This is a genomic window from Phenylobacterium sp. (assembly GCF_030654915.1).
Classification (GTDB): Bacteria; Pseudomonadota; Alphaproteobacteria; order Caulobacterales; family Caulobacteraceae; genus Phenylobacterium.
Genome location: NZ_JAURWM010000027.1, coordinates 1 through 17,972, shown reverse-complemented (window position 1 = coordinate 17,972; position 17,972 = coordinate 1). Strand labels below are relative to the sequence as shown.

17 protein-coding genes are annotated in these 17,972 nt (G+C 61.4%); 13 read left to right on the top strand and 4 right to left on the bottom strand.

Annotation, left to right across the window (positions count from 1 at the left end; all coding sequences use genetic code 11):
• The 13 genes from Q7T84_RS00995 to Q7T84_RS00935 all read left to right on the top strand — a co-directional run.
• A partial coding sequence (locus Q7T84_RS00995; RefSeq protein WP_304805698.1) for a hypothetical protein occupies positions 1 to 184 on the top strand: 184 nt, incomplete at its 5' end.
• 458 nt (positions 185 to 642) lie between these two features.
• Positions 643 to 2,238, top strand: coding sequence for an O-antigen ligase family protein (locus Q7T84_RS00990; RefSeq protein ID WP_304805696.1), 1,596 nt, complete (start codon positions 643 to 645; stop codon positions 2,236 to 2,238).
• 81 nt (positions 2,239 to 2,319) lie between these two features.
• A complete protein-coding gene (locus Q7T84_RS00985; protein ID WP_304805694.1) occupies positions 2,320 to 3,921 on the top strand; it encodes a hypothetical protein in 1,602 nt (533 codons plus the stop codon).
• Positions 3,922 to 4,223: 302 nt separating this feature from the next.
• Positions 4,224 to 5,402, top strand: a complete 1,179-nt coding sequence (locus Q7T84_RS00980) for a polysaccharide pyruvyl transferase family protein (protein ID WP_304805693.1) — start codon at positions 4,224 to 4,226, stop codon at positions 5,400 to 5,402.
• Positions 5,399 to 6,616 (top strand): Coenzyme F420 hydrogenase/dehydrogenase, beta subunit C-terminal domain, encoded by a 1,218-nt coding sequence (locus Q7T84_RS21085; protein ID WP_370653600.1) that lies wholly within the window; start codon positions 5,399 to 5,401, stop codon positions 6,614 to 6,616. The genes Q7T84_RS00980 and Q7T84_RS21085 overlap by 4 nt, the downstream gene beginning before the upstream one ends.
• 174 nt (positions 6,617 to 6,790) lie before the next feature.
• Positions 6,791 to 7,975 carry an outer membrane beta-barrel protein gene (locus Q7T84_RS00970; RefSeq protein ID WP_304805691.1) on the top strand — a complete coding sequence of 395 codons (1,185 nt, stop codon included), beginning with the start codon at positions 6,791 to 6,793 and terminating at the stop codon, positions 7,973 to 7,975.
• Positions 7,976 to 7,996: 21 nt separating this feature from the next.
• On the top strand, positions 7,997 to 8,860 hold the full coding sequence (locus Q7T84_RS00965; protein WP_304805690.1) for a polysaccharide biosynthesis/export family protein: 864 nt from the start codon (positions 7,997 to 7,999) through the stop codon (positions 8,858 to 8,860).
• Positions 8,861 to 8,886: 26 nt separating this feature from the next.
• On the top strand, positions 8,887 to 10,260 hold the full coding sequence (locus Q7T84_RS00960; protein WP_304805689.1) for a Wzz/FepE/Etk N-terminal domain-containing protein: 1,374 nt from the start codon (positions 8,887 to 8,889) through the stop codon (positions 10,258 to 10,260).
• On the top strand, positions 10,257 to 10,979 hold the full coding sequence (locus tag Q7T84_RS00955; RefSeq protein ID WP_304805688.1) for a CpsD/CapB family tyrosine-protein kinase: 723 nt from the start codon (positions 10,257 to 10,259) through the stop codon (positions 10,977 to 10,979). Before Q7T84_RS00960 ends, Q7T84_RS00955 begins: the two co-directional genes overlap by 4 nt.
• Positions 10,980 to 10,990: 11 nt before the next feature.
• The gene (gene xrtV / locus Q7T84_RS00950; RefSeq protein ID WP_304805687.1) at positions 10,991 to 11,860 is read left to right on the top strand and encodes an exosortase V; all 870 of its coding nucleotides are present in this window, start codon (positions 10,991 to 10,993) and stop codon (positions 11,858 to 11,860) included.
• Positions 11,857 to 12,552 carry an exosortase-associated protein EpsI, V-type gene (gene epsI, locus Q7T84_RS00945; RefSeq protein WP_304805686.1) on the top strand — a complete coding sequence of 232 codons (696 nt, stop codon included), beginning with the start codon at positions 11,857 to 11,859 and terminating at the stop codon, positions 12,550 to 12,552. The genes xrtV and epsI overlap by 4 nt, the downstream gene beginning before the upstream one ends.
• A 252-nt stretch (positions 12,553 to 12,804) precedes the next feature.
• On the top strand, positions 12,805 to 13,683 hold the full coding sequence (locus Q7T84_RS00940) for a glycosyltransferase family 2 protein (RefSeq protein WP_304805684.1): 879 nt from the start codon (positions 12,805 to 12,807) through the stop codon (positions 13,681 to 13,683).
• Between the two features lie 2 nt (positions 13,684 to 13,685).
• Positions 13,686 to 14,627: a glycosyltransferase family 2 protein gene (locus Q7T84_RS00935; protein ID WP_304805682.1), complete on the top strand. Its 942-nt coding sequence runs from the start codon at positions 13,686 to 13,688 to the stop codon at positions 14,625 to 14,627.
• 1 nt (position 14,628) lies between these two features.
• Here the strand turns inward: Q7T84_RS00935 and welK are convergent, their stop codons facing one another.
• The 4 genes from welK to Q7T84_RS00915 form a co-directional block, all read right to left on the bottom strand.
• Positions 14,629 to 15,624: a beta-1,4-glucuronosyltransferase WelK gene (welK, locus tag Q7T84_RS00930; protein WP_304805681.1), complete on the bottom strand. Its 996-nt coding sequence runs from the start codon at positions 15,622 to 15,624 to the stop codon at positions 14,629 to 14,631.
• A 137-nt stretch (positions 15,625 to 15,761) separates the two neighbouring features.
• Complete coding sequence (rfbA, locus tag Q7T84_RS00925; RefSeq protein WP_304805680.1) at positions 15,762 to 16,658, bottom strand: glucose-1-phosphate thymidylyltransferase RfbA; 897 nt, start codon at positions 16,656 to 16,658, stop codon at positions 15,762 to 15,764.
• Positions 16,659 to 16,668: 10 nt separating this feature from the next.
• Positions 16,669 to 17,571, bottom strand: coding sequence for a dTDP-4-dehydrorhamnose reductase (gene rfbD / locus Q7T84_RS00920; RefSeq protein ID WP_304805679.1), 903 nt, complete (start codon positions 17,569 to 17,571; stop codon positions 16,669 to 16,671).
• Positions 17,568 to 17,972, bottom strand: a 405-nt coding sequence (locus tag Q7T84_RS00915; protein WP_304805678.1) for a GDP-mannose 4,6-dehydratase, incomplete at its 5' end; no start/stop codon positions are given. The genes rfbD and Q7T84_RS00915, both read right to left, overlap by 4 nt.

The window sequence follows — 17,972 nt, the reverse complement described above, 5'->3', positions numbered from 1 at the left end:
TTTTGGAGCCGGTGGACGTGATGTAATCGATGTCTCGGCCTATCTGAAGGCGGGTATTAAGGTGACGGTCCAAGACGTCGGCGATGATACGGTCATCAGCTTGGGGTCTGAAAACTCGATTACGCTGGTCGGTATCGATGCTCAACACCTGTCGTCAAACGCGGCTGGCTTCGTCTACTCATGATGAAGATCGCCGCCTGAGCGCGACGGCGCCGATCTACAAGGATGTGCGCTCTCGCGCAAAAGGCCCTGCCCAGCGGATACGCTGTGTGGGGTCGGTTCGTTTTGGGCGCCAATCTGCAGCGAGCGACGTGTCCCCCCATCCGGCGACAACGAGGCGCCTGGTGGATAGTCTCGGCCGGCTGGTGTTGTAAGGCGCCGGCGCGCGGGGGCGAGCCGTAATTGCGGCGAAGGTCGGGGGAGGGCGCGCGCGTCAGGTCGAGTGGCTAAAGCGCGAGCTACTATTCGATCCTTAACGAACTTCCGTATCATGTGGCCAGCGCGGACCAACTCGTGATCTCGGGTTTGTCGGCGGCTATGTCGCCGCGCCCTTGGGTGTCGACGATGATCGTCTATACAGCACCGGTGGCATAAAAGGCTCCCAACGAGATGCGGCGACGGCTAGGCAAGAGCGTGCAGCGAATGCGGGCGCTTCTCGATCGGAGGACGGGGATCGTCCTAAAGCCCTATTCGAGTGGGCTCTTCGCGGGCGCGAAAGTCTACCTGGCTTGGCTTTTGATGGCTGGGCTGATGTTAGTCAGCCTTTTCTATGGCTTCTTCTATGCGCTCACGACGCCATTTCTCCTCACGCAGTTCGTCGCCCCATTGGGCTTGCTTGGTGCGTTGGTGGTGTGGGCGTTGCCAGACATGCGCACTGCACCAACGCGAGCGCTGGAGATTCTCTTCTTCGCATTCTTCATAATGGCCATCCTCTGGCCGAACTATCTTGCCATTTCCTTGCCGGGGTTGCCGTGGATTACTTCGGTGAGGCTTGTCGGCTTCCCGCTGGCCTTCATCCTGTTGGTGTGCGTCTCCGTTTCGGCCGAATTCCGGGCTAAGGTGGCTGCGTCGGTTCTCGCCATTCCTGGCCTCTGGGTGTTCATCGCAGGCTTCGCCGTCGTTCAGCTCGCTTCGGTGGCGGTCTCCGGTAGCCCGATCGCGTCCCTAAATCTTGTGGTCGCGCAGCAGGTAAGTTGGACCGCGATTTTCTTCACGGCCTGTTACGTATTTCTTCGACCTGGGAACGTCGAGAAATGGGCCATGGTCTTATGTGTCGGCACAGTGGGCCTTTGCTTCCTAGGACTCTGGGAGCAGAAGCTGGAGCATGTGCCGTGGTCGACGCATATTCCAGGCTTCCTGGCGGTCGGCGATGAGTATGTACAAAAGGTCTTGGCGGGAAGCCGCCGGCTTGGCGTAGGGCTCTATCGCGTCCAGACCATTCACTCGACGCCGCTCGGGTTCGCGGAGTACTTGGCGCTGACGACCCCCTTCCTGATCCATTTCATGATGGGGCCATTCAGGGGGCCTGTGCGTCTCCTGGCAGGCCTATCGCTGCCCTTCGTGCTTTATGTGATCCTGGCCACCGACTCCCGACTTGGGGTGGTGGGCTTTCTTCTGTCCGTCCTGGTCTACCCGCTGGTGTGGAGCTTTCTTCGTTGGCAGAGGGTCAAGGGGAGCCTCCTGGAGCCGGCTATCGTCCTAGCCTATCCCCTGTTTTTCGTGGCGGCCATGTCCGCCACATTTCTGTTTCAACGTATCAAGATCAAAGTGTGGGGCGGCGGCGCCGCGTCCTATAGCGACCGGGCCCGGATCGATCAGCTGAATTCGGGTATTCCCAAGATTTTCAGCCACCCCCAGGGGTTTGGTGCAGGCGAAGGCGCAGGGGCGTTGGGGTATACCAACTTGGCGGGAACCTTGACGATAGACAATTACTATATGTTAATTGCGCTAGATTATGGGATCGCGGGCTTCATATTCTACTATGGCGCTATTCTAATTGTTATATTTGCCATTGCGCGCGGCGTCTTGGCCCGCGAGGTCAACGAGGATCGCGATAGAGAAATCGGATTTCTAGTCCCGATCGGGATATCATTGTTGGCGTTCTTCATCATTAAAGCCATCTTTAGTCAGGATCTGAACCATACCCTTCAGTTCATGATGATGGGTGCTGCCGCCGCCGTGATGTATCGTATCAAGACTGGTGGCGCTCCAAAAACGACAGAGGATTTGGCGCAGTAGACGGCCGCGTCATTTTGGCCAGCACCTTGCATGGCGGCGGGCGGGCGGCGAGCCGAGGTCCTTGGGCTTGCAGGCATGTAGTTGAGCGCCGCGACAGATGTGATTTCGGCAAGCATGAGGTTTGCCCGTATTCAGAAGTGGAAGGCGAATATTATGGCAGACGATACCCTGCAGCCGCTGTTTCAATCTTCGCCCATAACTGACTACCAAGTGATCGTGGCCAATGATCGCCCCGTGGTTCCGGATTCGTATGTCCTTAACGACTTGGATGGGGTGTGGGTCGCCAATGGGCCGCAGTTTAGGACGACCCAGGTCTACGATGCTGAGAAGCAGCCCATCGGTTTGCTTGTTGGGATCGCGTACAACGTGTTCGAGGGCGATTTTGTAAAGTCTGAGGCGCTTGAGCTGCCGATCCTCGTGCGGGACATCGACGATATCGAGCTTCTAGTTCTTCCAAAATTGGCCGGCTCATTTTTGCTGGTCACCGCAAAGCGCTTTCCACGTCGAGTCTACCCTGACCACGGCGGATCTATTTCGATGGTCTATATCTCGGACCGTAGGATCGCCGCGTCCTCGCCTGCGCTCTTGCTGAGCGAGGCTGAGTATACGGAACGCTTCGACGTGGATTTGCATGACGCGCTCGTCGTGCGCGAAGGTGGAGGGGGGTGGATCTCAGGCACCCTTACCGCGCATCGAGGAGTCCTGCGTCTCTTAGCGAACCACTATCTTGATCTTGAAAGTTGGCAGGCGGCTCGCTTTTGGCCCAGGTTGGGGGAATTCGACGGCTGGCGGGATATGGGCGTTGCGGCGGCCGACGCGGCGGACGCCATTCGGACATTCAATGACGCCGTTTTTCGTTCGCACGACGTTGCAGTCACCCTGACGGCCGGGTTCGACACGCGCCTCGTGCTCGCAGGTTGCAGGGAGCACATTTCAGCCGGTCAGTTTTTCACCATTGCTGCGCCGCTTGCAGAGATGGACATGGCGATCGGCCAGCGTATCGCGCTGCGCTTTGGTCTCAATTTCGAAATTCTGCCGCTCAAGAGGGCGAGCAAAGACCAGGCGGCGGTGTGGGACCGAATGGTAGGCGATTGCGTTCTCGAGGCGCCGCGCTTTACGCACCCTACGCTGCGCGACCTTAAGGGGCGTGACGTGATCGTCACCGGCCTCTTCGGCGAGACGGGACGCTGCAGGTACTACAGGCAAGATCTCCTGACCATCAATGACTCAGTTATTGATGCTAAGTTCATAGTCGATCGGCTGACCGTTCCGGCGCACCCCGTATTGGTGAAGAACATCGATAAGTGGCTGAGGGAGCTAGATGGGCAACCGAACAGCGTAATTCTTGATCTAGCTCTCTTGGAGCTGAAGCTTGGAAGCTGGGCGATGCCGCAGCGATCGATGACGAACACCGTAAAATGGGCGTTCATGCCCTTTACACAAAGAGTAGTCTTTGATGCTTTCGTCGGCGTCGCACCGGCCGATAAGGGTACAGCAGCGTTATTCTGGGCGATGATACGGCACCTGTGGCCGAACCTGGATGAGCTTCCAATCAACAAGTATGGCGATGTTCGCGATTACACACTTATTTGGAAGAAGCTCACTAACCCTGCTCGCGTTCGCCGATATTTGCGTGACCGCTTCGCGAAGAAGACCGTTCATCCGGTCTCTAGCGGTGCCTGAATGTGATGAGCGTCCCGCCGAGCGGTTGGGCGAGAGCCGCAAGAGGGCTCTGGCTAGCGTAGGCGCGGCGTCACATGCCTTCTGTCCGGGCCAAGGTTGCACACTCGGCCGGGCTCGGGTGCGGAGGAAACGCCTGTGAGATTCTGATTGCGATCCGTTGGGGACTCTTAGGCTGCGGGGGCCTTCGCGATTGATGGAAATCAGCGAGTCTGACAACGGGCGATGATCCCTGAGTGTGCTGGGCGCATCTACGATGAACTGCGACTTCGACTTCTTTGAATCTGTCATAGGCGTTTCTTATAATGGCTAAGGCTATCCGCATCGGCCTGCTCTGGCATTCGGCAAGTTCGGGGAATCTGGGCGTCGGTGCGCTGACCCTCGCTAACTTGGCGATTGCGCGCGATACGGCTCGCGAAATGGGGCTGGAGCCGGAATTCCAGATCATGGGGATGAGAGAGCTCAACGCGCCCTATCTTGATGAGGTGGAGGCTGCCCGCTACCCGATCGATACTAAAACGCTGCTGTCGCCCCGCGGATTCTGGTCTGCGGTCGGGCAGCGTGATTGCGTCCTCGATATCGGGGCTGGCGACAGCTTTGCGGATATCTACGGGCCTAAACGTTTCGGCTTTCTTTGGTTGACCAAGGTGATGGCCTTGGCCCGGGGCAAGCCCTTGCTGCTCTCGCCGCAGACGATCGGCCCGTTCACGAAGTGGCCATACCGGCTGCTGGCGCGTTTTGCGATGAACCGAGCGACCGCTGTCGTCGCGCGCGACGAGATGTCCTTGAGCGCTCTTCGAGGCGTTGCGCCGAAGGCAAATGGCACGGTCTCTGTCGATGTCGCATTCGCCCTACCGTTCCAGGACCGGAGCGCCGAACGTGGCGGCGCGCGGCTGAGGGTTGGGGTGAATGTCTCAGGTCTTCTCTTCAATGAGGCCGAGTCGGGCCGTAATCGGTTTGGCCTGGACGTTGACTACGCCAAGCTCATGCGAAGCTTCATCCGGGAGTTGGCGGAGCGCCCGGACATCGAGGTGCATCTTGTCACACACGCGCTGCATGCAACCGATCCCTGGGATGACGACGGCCGCGTCGCCGACAAGCTCGGCGCTGAGAACCCAGCCGCTATCCGGGTCCCGAACTTTGCCGGTCCCTCCGAGGCAAAGTCTTACATCTCTAGTTTGGATTTCCTGGTTGCGGGGCGCATGCATGCCTGCATCGCCGCCTTCTCCTCCGGAACGCCTGTTGTGCCCATAGCCTACAGCCGCAAATTCACAGGTCTGTTCGGAATGCTTGGCTACCGTTGGCTGGTTCCGGTGACCGGTTCCGATGACGCGTCGGCTCATGCGTTCATGATGGATTGTTTGGCCCGCCGCAGCGAGCTCGAGCGAGATGTCGGCGAAGGAATGGGAAAGGTCGGAACTCTGCTCGACGTCTATCGTAGCGAGTTGCGAAAATTCTATACTTTCGTGGGCGGTGAGAAATGAATTCGGGATCTGAAGCGGTCGACCGAGTTCTCAAGGGGCAACTGTGTACCGGTTGCGGGCTATGCGCGTCGGTCTCTGGCGGGGCGATCGTCATGCAAATGGAGGCCCCTGGTTATAGTCGGCCGAAGCAGCTTGGACCCGTCACGCCAGATGCTGAACGGCTGATCGCCGGCGCGTGTCCAGGCGTCGTCGTCGCTGAATGGGAGGAGGCCCCGCACACCCACCCATACTGGGGCCCCTGGAGACAGGTCGTCACGGGACACGCCGTTGATCCAGAAGTTCGGTTCGAAGGCTCATCGGGCGGGGCAATTTCAGCTCTCGTTATTCACGCGCTGCAAATTGGCCTGGTGGATCGAGTGATCCACGTGAAAGCGGACCCGCAGAACCCAACGCGCAACATAGTGACCTGCTCGTCAACACCCGCTGAGGTGTTAGGCGGGGCGGGCTCGCGGTATACTGCGTCGTCGCCCCTTACGCAGATGGACGGCATCCTCGCGGATGGCGGCTCGATAGCGTTCATTGGAAAGCCTTGCGACGTCTCGGCGCTGCGACGTCTAGGTGAGTTTGACCCACGTGTAGCGCGACACGTCCCCCTCATGTTGTCGTTCTTCTGTGGCGGCATGCCCAGCCATGATGGGGTGGAACGGATGTTGGCTACGATGGGGACGCATCGCGATGAGGTGACCGCCTTCCGATATCGAGGACGGGGGTGGCCTGGGAGCGCCGCGGCGACCACAATCGACGGCCGTGTCTTCGAAATGAGCTACGCCGATAGTTGGGGTGGCCATCTCTCAAAGGAAGTTCAGTTCCGTTGCAAGATATGTCCCGACGCCGTGGGGGGCGTGGCCGATATCGCCTGTGCCGACGCGTGGTACGGCGGGGAAAGTGGTTACCCGCAGTTCAACGAGCAGGACGGCCGTAGCCTGATTGTTGTCCGCTCGGAAGCTGGCGAGCGCCTCTTGGAGAGCGCGCGCGCTCAGAAAGCCCTTGATGTCGAGGCGTTGGACATCAATGAAATTGATCTGATGCAGCCGTCGCAGGCGCGCCGGAAACGACTGGTGTTGGCGCGCACCGCGGCGCTCACCGTGACGGGCCAGCCAAAGCCTCGAACGCGCGGCACCCACGTCTTTGAAGCAGCTAAGGCTGCGACGATTGGCGAGGCCGGTCGCAACTTCGCTGGGACGGTCCGGCGTATCGTTCTCGGGAGGCGATAAGCGAAGGAAGGATCCAAGCTGTGAGTGAACGCGCGTGGTAAAACTTAGTAACTCAATCCGTGTGTTGTGGAGTTGGCGTGTTTCTTGCTTTTAACGTGCGTCGGCGGAAACACAGAGATATCTGTCCGTTTTTGTTCGTCAGTCGATCTACCGGGGCGGAGGATTTGGTTTAAAATGCGTAGTTTACAGGTGGCCTTCGGTGCCGCAGTCGGCATGGTAGCCATCTCTTCCGAAGCATTCGCTCAAGAAGCCCGGAGGCTTGATTTCGGTCTGCAGGCCCTCATTGAGTACAATAGCAACGTTGCTGCCTCCACCGAGGAGGCTGCTGAGTTGCGCGGTCTGAGCCGCTCAGACACTCTCTTTTCACCGACTGCAACGATAGACTTCAGCGCTCCGGTCGGGCGGCAAGCCGTCTTCTTCCGTGGCCTCGCCGGCTATACCTTCTATGATAAGAATAAGAGACTGGATCGGGAACGATTGAACGGCACGGGCGGTGTGCAGTCCCGCTTGGGGCCGTGCGCCGGGACGTTGTCTGGCGGCTATATGCGCGGCATCAGCCAGTATGACGATCCGCTGCTCGATGCTTTCGTCGATAATGTTCAGGAAACCAAGCGTGTCGATGGGGACGTCGCGTGCTCGCGTAGCACCGGATTTGGAGCCACAGGGCAGGTATCCAAAGAGTGGACGGGCAATGAAGTCAATATTCTGAAGCTGTCTGACTATGAACGAACGAAGATAATGCTCGGGGCGACCTACACTCGGCCAACGTTGGGGACGTTGACCGTTTTCGGAACACGCGAAGAAACAAGCTATGTAAATCGTCCAATCGACGACGGCTACGAGATGAATGCGTTAGGCCTGACCTATTCGCGCCAACTTGGCGCCCGTATTGAAGGCTCGGTCACGGTCTCAGCGAACAAGCTCGAGCAAAAGAGGTTGTCCACGGCTGGTGATGACCTTGAGACCACTGCCTATGCGGCGAGCCTCTCCTACCGCGCCAGCAGCCGCCTTCGGTTCATGGGCAGCTTCGATCGTGCAGTGACCCCGTCCCAAGTAATCGGTCGCAGCTATGACATCGCCGATGTCTATCGGATTAGCGGCGAGTACGCCCTTGGCTCACGGTTCATGATCTCTGGGGGCGTTGCGCGGGCCGAGCGCGATGCAGGCGGTGGACTGACATTCCCAGTCGTCCAACTTACAGAGTCAACCACGACGACGATGTTCGGATCTGTACGGTACAAACAAAGTGATCGTCTATCCTTTGTGTTGAATGCCGGTCGGGACGAGCGAAGCACCAACGCGCCACAATTTGACTATACCAATAACCGTATAGGCCTAAGGGCCGACGTTGCGTTTTAGATCTGAAAAAGAAGCGAGATCATGACCAATCGTTCAACTAATCTCGTACTCTTGGGGCTTTGTCTTGTCGCGACCTGCGCGCCTAGTATCTCCTTGGCGCAACAGCCGGGGGGCGAGGCCCCTGTCGCGCCACCCGTAGCCCCCCTCCAGGCGGCGCCAAGCCCGACGCCGTCGCAGCCTGGCGCCGCGACGGCGGAGTATGTCATTGGTCCGGAGGATATAATTGAGATCGAGGTCGTGGGGCAGCCTGACAAGGCGCGCGCCCGGGTCTACACGGATGGCACCGTCCAGCTTAACCTGATTGGCAAATTGGTTGCACAGGGCAAAACGCCAAAGGAGCTGGCGGCTGAAATCGCACAAGCGCTGCGAGCTGGTGGATTCTACGCCAATCCGCTCATCAATGTGGAGGTGGTTGGGTTCTCGAGTCGCTACGTCACCGTGCTGGGCGCGGTGGCGACCCCTAGTCTCGTGCCGATCAACAGGCCTTATCGCCTCTCTGAGATCCTGGCCCGTGTTGGTGGCGTGCAAGCAACGGCTGCTGACTACCTGATCGTACGGCCAGAGTCCGGCGATGAGCGGCGTTATTTGGTGGACGAATTGTCGAAGGGCGATGTGACGAAGGATCCCTTCGTGACGCCAGGTGACAAGATTTTCGCCCCCGCCGCTGAGGTTTTCTACATATCTGGCCAGGTAAACTCGCCCGGTCCGTTCCCGATGAAGACGGACATGACTGTCATGCAGGCGATCGCGCGTGCTGGCGGTCTTACGGCGTCAGGCTCGGACAAGAAAGTCCAGGTCAATCGTGGCGGCAAGAAGGTCAAGTTGGCCGGTGACGCCAAAGTTGAGCCGGGTGACGTGCTCGTTGTTGGTGAGCGGTTGTTCTAAGTCGACCGTGGGTCGGAGGTGTCGAGATGAGCCTATTTCAGTTTCTGAGAATCCTATGGGCGCATCGATGGGTGACCGTAGCGACGACCGCCTGCACGTTGGTCGGCGCGTTTATCGCCATTCTCATCGTGCCGCCGCGGTATGAGGCCGTATCTCGAGTCATGCTGAACATCTTGAAGCCCGATCCGGTGACCGGCGAGATTATCGGCGGCGCTGCCCAGCGCACCTACATCACCACGCAGACCGAGCTAATCAAGGATTACGAAGTCGCCGGCAAAGCGGTTGACCAACTCAACTGGGCATCTAGCCCGGACGTGATCACCCAATACCAGACTAGCCGTACTAACGGCATGGATATCCGCCGTTGGTTGGCCGCTCGTATTGTCGGTTCCACTGGAGTGAAGGTTGTCAGCGGCACAAACATCCTGGAAATTTCTTATCGAGCATCGACTCCGACTGAAGCCAAAAACATGGCTGATGCTTTGCGCAACGCGTATATCGACTCCACGCTTGATACTCGGCGGCGGGAAGCGGCGCGTACAGCTGACTGGTATACCGTCCAGGCTGAGAAGGAACGGCTGCTTCTCAACGCGGCTGACGCCGCGAAGACTGCCTATGAGAAAGAGCATGGCATCGTCATGCAGTCCGACAATACCGACGTCGAGACTGCGCGGCTCCGGGCGCTATCCACTCAGGGAGCTGTCGCCCCGGCGATGATCGCGCCGGCTATGCCGGCGAGTTCGCCATCGTCCGCGCAACTCGCACAGTTGGATGCAATGATTGCTCAGGCGTCTCAGAACCTCGGTCCGAACCATCCGCAGATGGTACAACTGCGGGCGCAAAGGGCGTCGCTGGCGCAGGTTGTCGCCCAGGAGTTGTCCGCGGCACGAGCGGCGGCAGGAGCGGCGGCGAGCGCGGCCGCCTCGAGTTCGAGCGCGCTGCAGCGTGAAGTCGCCGCGCAGACCTCGAAGGTTATCGAAAAGCGGGACAAAATTGAGCGCCTGACCCAGTTGCAGGCAGACGTCAATCAGCGTCGCGAACAGTACAATAAGTCGCTAGGCCGAATTGCTGAGCTTCGCCAGGAAGCGGCGATCGCGGACTCGGGAATTACGGTGCTGGGTGAAGCGGTGACCCCGCAGAAGCCGAGCTTCCCGAACAAGCCCTTGATTTTAGGTGGAGCTTTGGGGCTTGGATTTGGGCTGGGCGTCCTTCTCTCGTTGCTCCTGGAGCTCTTTGGGCGGCGCGTGCGAAGCATCGAGGACATACAAGGCGCCGTCGACGTGCCGCTGCTGGCGATCATTGGCGGCCCTCCGTCTGACAGACGGACAGCCAAGTCGCCCTTTGGGAAGCTCAAGCTTCCAGGGAGGCGTCTTAGTCGTCGGAAGGTAGCTCACGCATGAATCAGAAGGCTGCAACTATGCACCCAGCAGGGAAGATCGACGCCAGCGCTGACGGCGGCTCCGCCGATGCGTCCCGAGAGGCCTTTGGCTTTTCATCGGAAGTCGTGGTGGTTTCAGATCCAGGCGGTGCTCGCGCGGAAGCGGTCAGAACGCTGCGCACCCATATCATGGCGCAGCACCTAGAGGACGGTCGGCGGGGCCTTGCAATTTGTGGACCCAGCGCCGGTGTGGGCGTGACTTTTACGGCGGTCAATCTCGCTGTGTCGCTCGCGCAGATCGGCGTCAAGGTGCTGCTCATCGATGGCGATCTGCGCCATGCCGATATCGATACCTATATCCGCCCGCCACGCGCGGTGGCGGGCCTTCGGCAATGCCTTGAAAGTGCCGATTTGGATCTCTCGGCAAATATTCAAAGTGACGTAACAGAGAACTTGTCGGTCATGTTTGCGGGCGGGGTCGCCAGCAATGCACAGGAACTCCTCGCTCGGGACCGTTTTTCGGACGTCATAGATCGATGCCTGCGCGACTATGACCTGACGATTGTCGATACTCCGCCAGCCAATAGTTGCGCCGACGCCCGTCGGATAAGCACTGTCTCTGGTTATAGCCTCGTCGTCGCAAAGCGGCATCAGACGTTCATTAGTGATCTTAAGGCCTTAGCGAGCCAGCTGCGCGATGACCGAGCGCAGATTATCGGCACCGTCTTGAACGAGGCCTGATTGTGACGACGATGACGGCTTCGACCGCTCAAGGCGGCCCATCGTTCAAGGTGCCAGCCTCATGGCCCCTTCTGCTGGCGCTCGCCGCCTTGGCCGTGCCGACCGTCATCACGCTTGGGGAGCAAGTGTGGTCGAAGGAGGCCGGCGCGCACGGGCCGATCGTGCTCGTGACTGGCCTTTGGCTGCTCTGGCGCAAGCTGCCTGAAATGCGCGAGGCGGCCAAGCCTGGCGCTTGGTGGCTGACGGCCCTGATGCTGGCGGTCGCATTGCCGCTCTATGTGTTCGGGCGCGCCTACGACTTCATAAGCCTTGAGGTCGCGGGGCTTTACGGCGTCGGGGTGGCCATGATGCACGCCCAGTTTGGCGTGCAGGTCCTGCTGAAGAACTGGTTCCCGCTGTTCTATCTGGCGTTCCTGATCCCGCCGCCGGGCTGGTTGATGGACGGCATCACCGCGCCTCTCAAGCTCTTCGTGTCCTATGTGACGACCGCCGGGCTCCAGTTGGTCGGCATCCCGGTCTATCGGGAAGGCGTCACCCTCATGATCGGCCCGTATCAGTTGCTGGTCGAGGACGCCTGTTCGGGCATGAACTCGATGACAGGCCTGGTGGCGATCAGCCTGTTCTATATCTATCTGCTGCGGAACGCCTCGTGGCGGTATTCGCTGTTCCTGGTCTTTTTGGTGATCCCGATCGCGGTGATCGCCAATATCATCCGTGTGGCGACGCTCGTGTTGCTGACCCACTTCTTCGGCGACGCCGTCGCCCAGGGCTTCTTGCATATGGCCGCCGGCCTGTTGCTCTTCACCTCGGCCTTGCTCCTGGTGTTCCTGGTGGACAATCTGATGTCCTATGTTCTTCGTCGGTGGGGGAAGGCGGCATGATCGCGCGTCGAGATCTGTTGATCGGCGGCGCTTGTGTCGCGGCCGCTGGTGCGGCCTATGCGCTGACGCCTCGCAAGCGGCTGGTCCTGCTCAACGGCGGAAAATTGGCCGACGCCATTCCGCTAAGCTTCGGCGATTGGTCGGCCGAGAACTCAGATGGCCTCGTGCAGCCCAAGAGTGAGGGCGAACTGGCCGCGACTCTGTACAGCGAGATGGTGGGCCGCATCTATCATCAAGCCTCCACCGGGGCCGCGGTCATGATGCTGATCGCCTATGGCGACACCCAGAGCGACATGTTGCAGTTGCACCGGCCTGAGGCCTGCTATCCCGCCGTCGGCTTTAATCTCGTCTCGACCGTTCCTGGTACGCTGACGCTGCATGGCGGCGGCGAGGTGCCGGTGCGCCGTGTGGTGGCCGCCGCCCAGGGGCGCCAAGAGAATATCGTCTACTGGGCGCGGATGGGCGAGTATCTGCCGGCCAGCAGCGGTGAGCAGCGCCAGGTGCGGCTGCAGACGGCCATGGCCGGCTATGTGCCTGATGGCGGGTTGATTAGGTTTTCAGTCGTCGGAGACGATACTGAGGCCGCGTTCAAAATCCTGGATGAGTTCATTCCTGATCTGTTGGCCGCCGTGCCGGCCAACAAGCGGCCCGCCCTCGTCGGAACCAGGCTCGCCAAGACGGTCGTAGCGTAGGATCGGCCGTTCTGGCTAGCCGTCGGCGCCCCTGAGCGAGCGCCAACAAAGCCTCGTCAGGTTGCGCGCCGAGTATTGGGCGGCGGCGCTGGCGGCAGCGGCGAGAGACGTCTTGGCCTAGGGGCGGCGATTGATCATGGTCTTCAACCTTCCAGTCACACCGGTCGGCGAAGATCGCCCGGGGTCTATCGGGCTGGGTAAGCAAGAGGGCTAGTCTTTGACATCGTGCGGCTGGATCTCCCGGAGGGCTTGGTGAGCGGTAGGCCACGCGTAAGCGTCATCATTCCGCACTATCGCGATCTCGGCGGGCTGGACCTTTGTCTGAGGGCCCTGGCGCGCCAGACCTATCCGGCCGACGACTTTGAAATCATCGTTGCCGACAACAACTCGCCGGAAGGGGAGGCGGCCGTTGCCGAGGTCATCGCCGGGCGGGCGCGCCTGACCATCGTGCGGGAGAAGGGGGCCGGTCCGGCCCGCAATGGCGGCGTGGCGCTCGCGCGCGGCGAGATCCTCGCCTTCACCGACTCTGACTGCGTCCCGGAGGCCGAATGGCTGGCGCAAGGGTTGTCGGCGCTGAGCGCCTATGACTTCATCGGCGGCCGGGTGACTGTCCTGGTGGCCGATCCCGCTCAGATGAGCGGGGCTGAGGCCTTCGAACGGGTCTTCGCCTTTGATTTCAAGACCTACATCACCAAGAAGGGCTTCACGGGCGCCGGAAACCTCTTCTGTTCTCGCGCGGTGTTCGACCAGGTGGGCGGATTTCGCGTGGGGGTTTCGGAAGATGTCGAGTGGTCCCAGCGCGCCCGGAGCAAGGGCTTGCGGCTGGGCTATGCCCCGCGGGCCATCGTGGGGCATCCGGCTCGCCGTAACTGGGACGAGCTGTGGGGCAAGTGGCGGAGAGTGAACGCTGAAACCTACGGCCTCTATCGTGAGCGACGCGCCGGCGACTTGAAGTGGTTTGCCAGAAGCTTGGCCCTGCCATTGTCAGCGGTTTTGCATACGCCTCGGGTGTTCGCGAGCGACCAGTTGAGCACCGGAGGTCAAAGACTGGCCGCGGTGGCGACCTTGTTCAAGTTGCGGTTCTGGCGCCTCGGCGACGCGCTTCGACTGATGCGTCAGCGGGCAGGCTGAGCATGCACGTCGCGGTTTCCATCGTCGGGTTCCGAAATCCCGACGACATCGTCGGCTGTCTGGCTGCGCTCGATCGGTCGACCTACGCCGACTTCGAGGTCATCATCTGTGAGAATGGCGGGGCCGAGGCGTTCGAGGCGCTTCGCCAGGTGCTGCCGGATCAACTGGCCGGCGGGCAGCTGGTCCGCGCGGTCTTGGCGCCCGGCAATCTGGGCTATGCGGGCGGGGTCAATGTCTGCTTCAGGGAAACCCCCGGCGCCGACGCCTGGTGGGTGCTGAATCCCGACACGCAGCCTGATCCCGCCGCCATGGAACTGTTGGTCGCGCGCCTGTCTGTCGGCGATTGCGAAGCGGTGGGGTCGACCATCTACCTGCCCGATGAGCGGGTGCAGTCGCACGGCGGGTGTTGGCGGCCCTGGCTGGCGCGGGCTGAATCCATCGGTCACGGCAGCCTGCTCTCCGTGAGGCCTGATCCGGCGGTGATCGAGCGTGAACAAAACTATCTGAACGGCGCCTCGATGATGATCGGGCGCCGCTTCCTCGATGTCGTCGGGCCGATGCGCGAGGAGTACTTCCTCTATTGCGAAGAGGTCGAGTGGTGCCTGCGCGGCGTCCAACTCGGCATGCGGCTGGGCTTTGCACCCGGGGCGTTCGTCTTGCACCATGTCGGGACCACGACGGGGTCATACGCGGATATTCGCAAGCGACCCAAGACACCGATCTATCTAAACGAGCGCAACAAGATGCTTACGACGCGGGATGTGTTCCCTGGCCTGCTGCCAGTCGCTGCGCTGGGCTCGTTCGCCTTGATCTTCCTGCGCTTCGGTCGGCGCGGAGCTTGGAGGCAGGTCGGATATGCCGTTGACGGCTGGTTGGCTGGACTCGCCAATCAGCGCGGCGTTCCGGTGTGGATGGCGAACGCCAAGGTCGGCAAGCCAAGCTGAGCTAGGCCCGTGGCTGGATCTTTGCCAGCACGGCGTTGAGGTAGGAGATCAATTCCGCGGGATCGGTCGTGGCCAGAACAGGTGGTCTGGCGCGTACGGTCTTGAGCGCCTCGCTCAATTCGTCGGGTGTTTTGGCGACGGTGATCAGGCCGCGCGCGGCGAAGGCGCTGGTGATCTCTTCCTGATGGTTGTCGTAGTGCTCGCCTTTCTCGACCAGGCGGGGCATGGCGATGACGCCGCACCCCTCGCGCAGGGCCGTGATCAGCGATCCGGTGCCGCCATGGCAGATGACAATTGACGCGTCACGCAGCAGTTCTTGAATGCGTTCAAACGGCAGGGTTTCGACGGTTTCGAGGCCGGCCGGTGTATGGCCGCCGATGCCCGTTTGGATGATCACATCCTCGGGGATTTCACCTCTCGCCTTCAACTCTGCGACGGTATCGACCAGACGATTGAAGGGCAGGGTGGCGCCTACGGTCGCGAAGAGCAGCGCCTGTTTCGGCGGCGCCTCACCCTCGAGGATACGCAGCGGATCAAACACCTTGGCTTGCGGGTAAAAGGGGCCCAGCGCTTTGGACTGAACCACGAGATGGTGCGCCCAAGGGGCGGCGACGCGTGAGAAGATTGAGGGGCGGTCGAAGCGCGCAAACGACTCGATGATCACGGTGCGCGCTCCAAAGAGGCGCGACCAGGCCACCGCAAAGAAGACCGCGCCAGCGCCGGTCGAGATCACAACGTCGGGGCGTTCGCGCCAGATGATCTTCGCGGAGCGGAAGATGCTTCTGATCGCTCCCGTCACCATCTTGATGGGGGCGCCGAGGCGAGCTTGCCCCACCGCGACATGCGGTACGAAATAGACGCGGTGTTTGTCAGCCAGGCTCGCGCCGAGGGCGGTGTCCTCGGTGACAAAGAAGTAGTCATGGGCCGACCAGACCGGTGCGAGGTCGAGAAGCTGGCGGACATGGCCGCCCCCCGACGCTGCGAGGCAGATTTTCAAGCGTGGTGCTGCTGCGTCAGGGACCTGCGTCTGAATGGGGGGGGCTGTGGCCGGGGACACTGCTTCCATAACTTCCTCGCCACTTCCGTTCGCTGATCGTGACAGGACGATCTCAAGAACCAGTTACGGTCTCGAGATCACCACGACTCGCGCTGAAGGCTTTCCAGGTCACGCTCGGCGATATCCAGCAGGTAGCGGCCGTAGGAGGTTTTTTCGAACAGCTTGCCGCGGGCGCGTAGTTGGGTGCGGTCGATGAAGCCGTTGAGGTAGGCGATCTCTTCCAGGCAGGCGACGTGGACGCCCTGGCGCTTCTGAACCGCGCGGACGAACTCAGAGGCCTCGACCAGACTTTCGTGGGTGCCGGTGTCGAGCCAGGCGTAGCCGCGGGAGAGCTGCTCGACGAAGAGGTCGCCAGCTTCCATGTACATGCGGTTGAGGTCGGTGATCTCCAGCTCGCCGCGCGCCGAGGGGAGGACCTTCTTGGCCATCTCCACTACCCGGTTGTCGTAGAAGTAGAGGCCAGTGACCGCCTGGCGCGACTTCGGCTCGACGGGCTTTTCTTCCAGGCTGATGGCCCGGCCGGTGTCGTCCAGCTCCACCACGCCATAGGCCTGGGGCTGGTCGACCTGATAGGAAAAGATCGTCGCGCCGTGCTCGCGGGCGGCGGCGCGCTTCAGCAGCTGGCTCATGCCGGCGCCGAAGAAGATATTGTCGCCGAGCACCAGGGCGGCGCGGTCGTCGCCCACGAATTCCTCGCCGATCAGGAATGCTTGGGCCAGGCCCTCCGGCTTGGGCTGGACCGCGTACTGCATATTGATGCCGAACGCCGAGCCGTCCTCGAACAGTCGGCGATAGTTGTCGATGTATTCAGGCGACGAGATGATCAGGATGTCGCGAATTCCCGCGAGCATCAGCACCGACAACGGATAGTAGATCATCGGCTTGTCGTAGATGGGCAGCAGCTGCTTGTTCACCGCCAGGGTGGCCGGATGTAGCCGCGTGCCGGAGCCGCCGGCCAGGATGATACCCTTCATCGAAACGTCCCTATTCCTTCTGCGCGGCCAGCAGGGCGACGACGATCTCTTCGACCGCCTCCCGCCATGGCCGCGGCGATATGGCGTAGTCTTGCGCCAGCTTTGCGACATCCAGGCGCGAATTGGCCGGACGGCGCGCCGGTGTCGGATAGTCCGCCGTGGTGATGCCCTCGAGCCTCGGCGCCGGGCGTCCGTGCTCGGCGGCGATTTCGAAGATCGTGCGGGCGAAGCCGCACCAGGTGGCTTCGCCGGCATTGACGAAATGGTAGGTCCCGGCCGGCGCCTGCGGATCGCTGACCAATCGCTGGGTGATGGTGAGCAGAGCCTGGGCGATATCGGACGCGCTGGTCGGGCAGCCGCGCTGGTCATCGACCACCCGCAGTTCTGGCCGGGTTTGCGCCAGGCGCAGCATGGTCTTGATGAAGTTGGCGCCGTGCGGGCTGACCACCCAGGCGGTGCGCAGGATCACGTGCCGGGGATTGCCGGTGCGGACCGCTTGCTCGCCGGCCTCTTTGGACGCTCCGTAGACGCTGACCGGCGCGACGGGGTCGGTTTCGACGTAGTAGCCGGCGCCTGATCCATCGAACACGTAGTCGGTCGAGACCTGGATCAGCGGAATGCCGGCTTGGGCGGTGGCCTGCGCCAGGGCGGCGGGCGCCAGGGCGTTGATCTTCCAGGCCGCGAGGATCTCGCTCTCGGCGCGATCGACGGCGGTATGGGCCGCGCAGTTGATCACCGCGGTCCAGGGACGGGATGCGACCATGGCGATGAGCGCATCCGGATCGGACATGTCCAGGAGGTCCCGGCCAGGCGCGAAGATGTTCATGCCCGCCGGCGCGAGCGCGATCACCTCCGTCCCCACTTGGCCACTGCCGCCGGTCAGGAGGACGTCGAGGGAGGCCGGGGAGCTCATGCCTTGACGGTCTTCAGGCCCAGGCGTTGGCCAGCGTCGCTGCGCGCCAGGATCGGACCCCACCAGGCCTCGTTGTCCAGGTACCAGCTCACGGTCTTGGCGATGCCGGTTTCGAAGCTTTCCTCGGCGGTCCAGTCGAGCTCGCGGGCGAGCTTGGTCGGGTCGATGGCGTAGCGGTGATCGTGGCCCGGGCGGTCGGCGACGTGGGCGATCTGGTCGCGATAGGACCTGCCGTCGGCGCGCGGCCGCAGCCGATCCAGGGTGTCGCAAATCGCATGGACGACCTGAAGGTTGGTGCGTTCGGCCCGGCCGCCAATGATGTAGCTCTCGCCCGGCGCTCCGGCCTCGAACACCCGGGTCAGGGCGCGGGCGTGATCATCCACATAGAGCCAGTCGCGGAC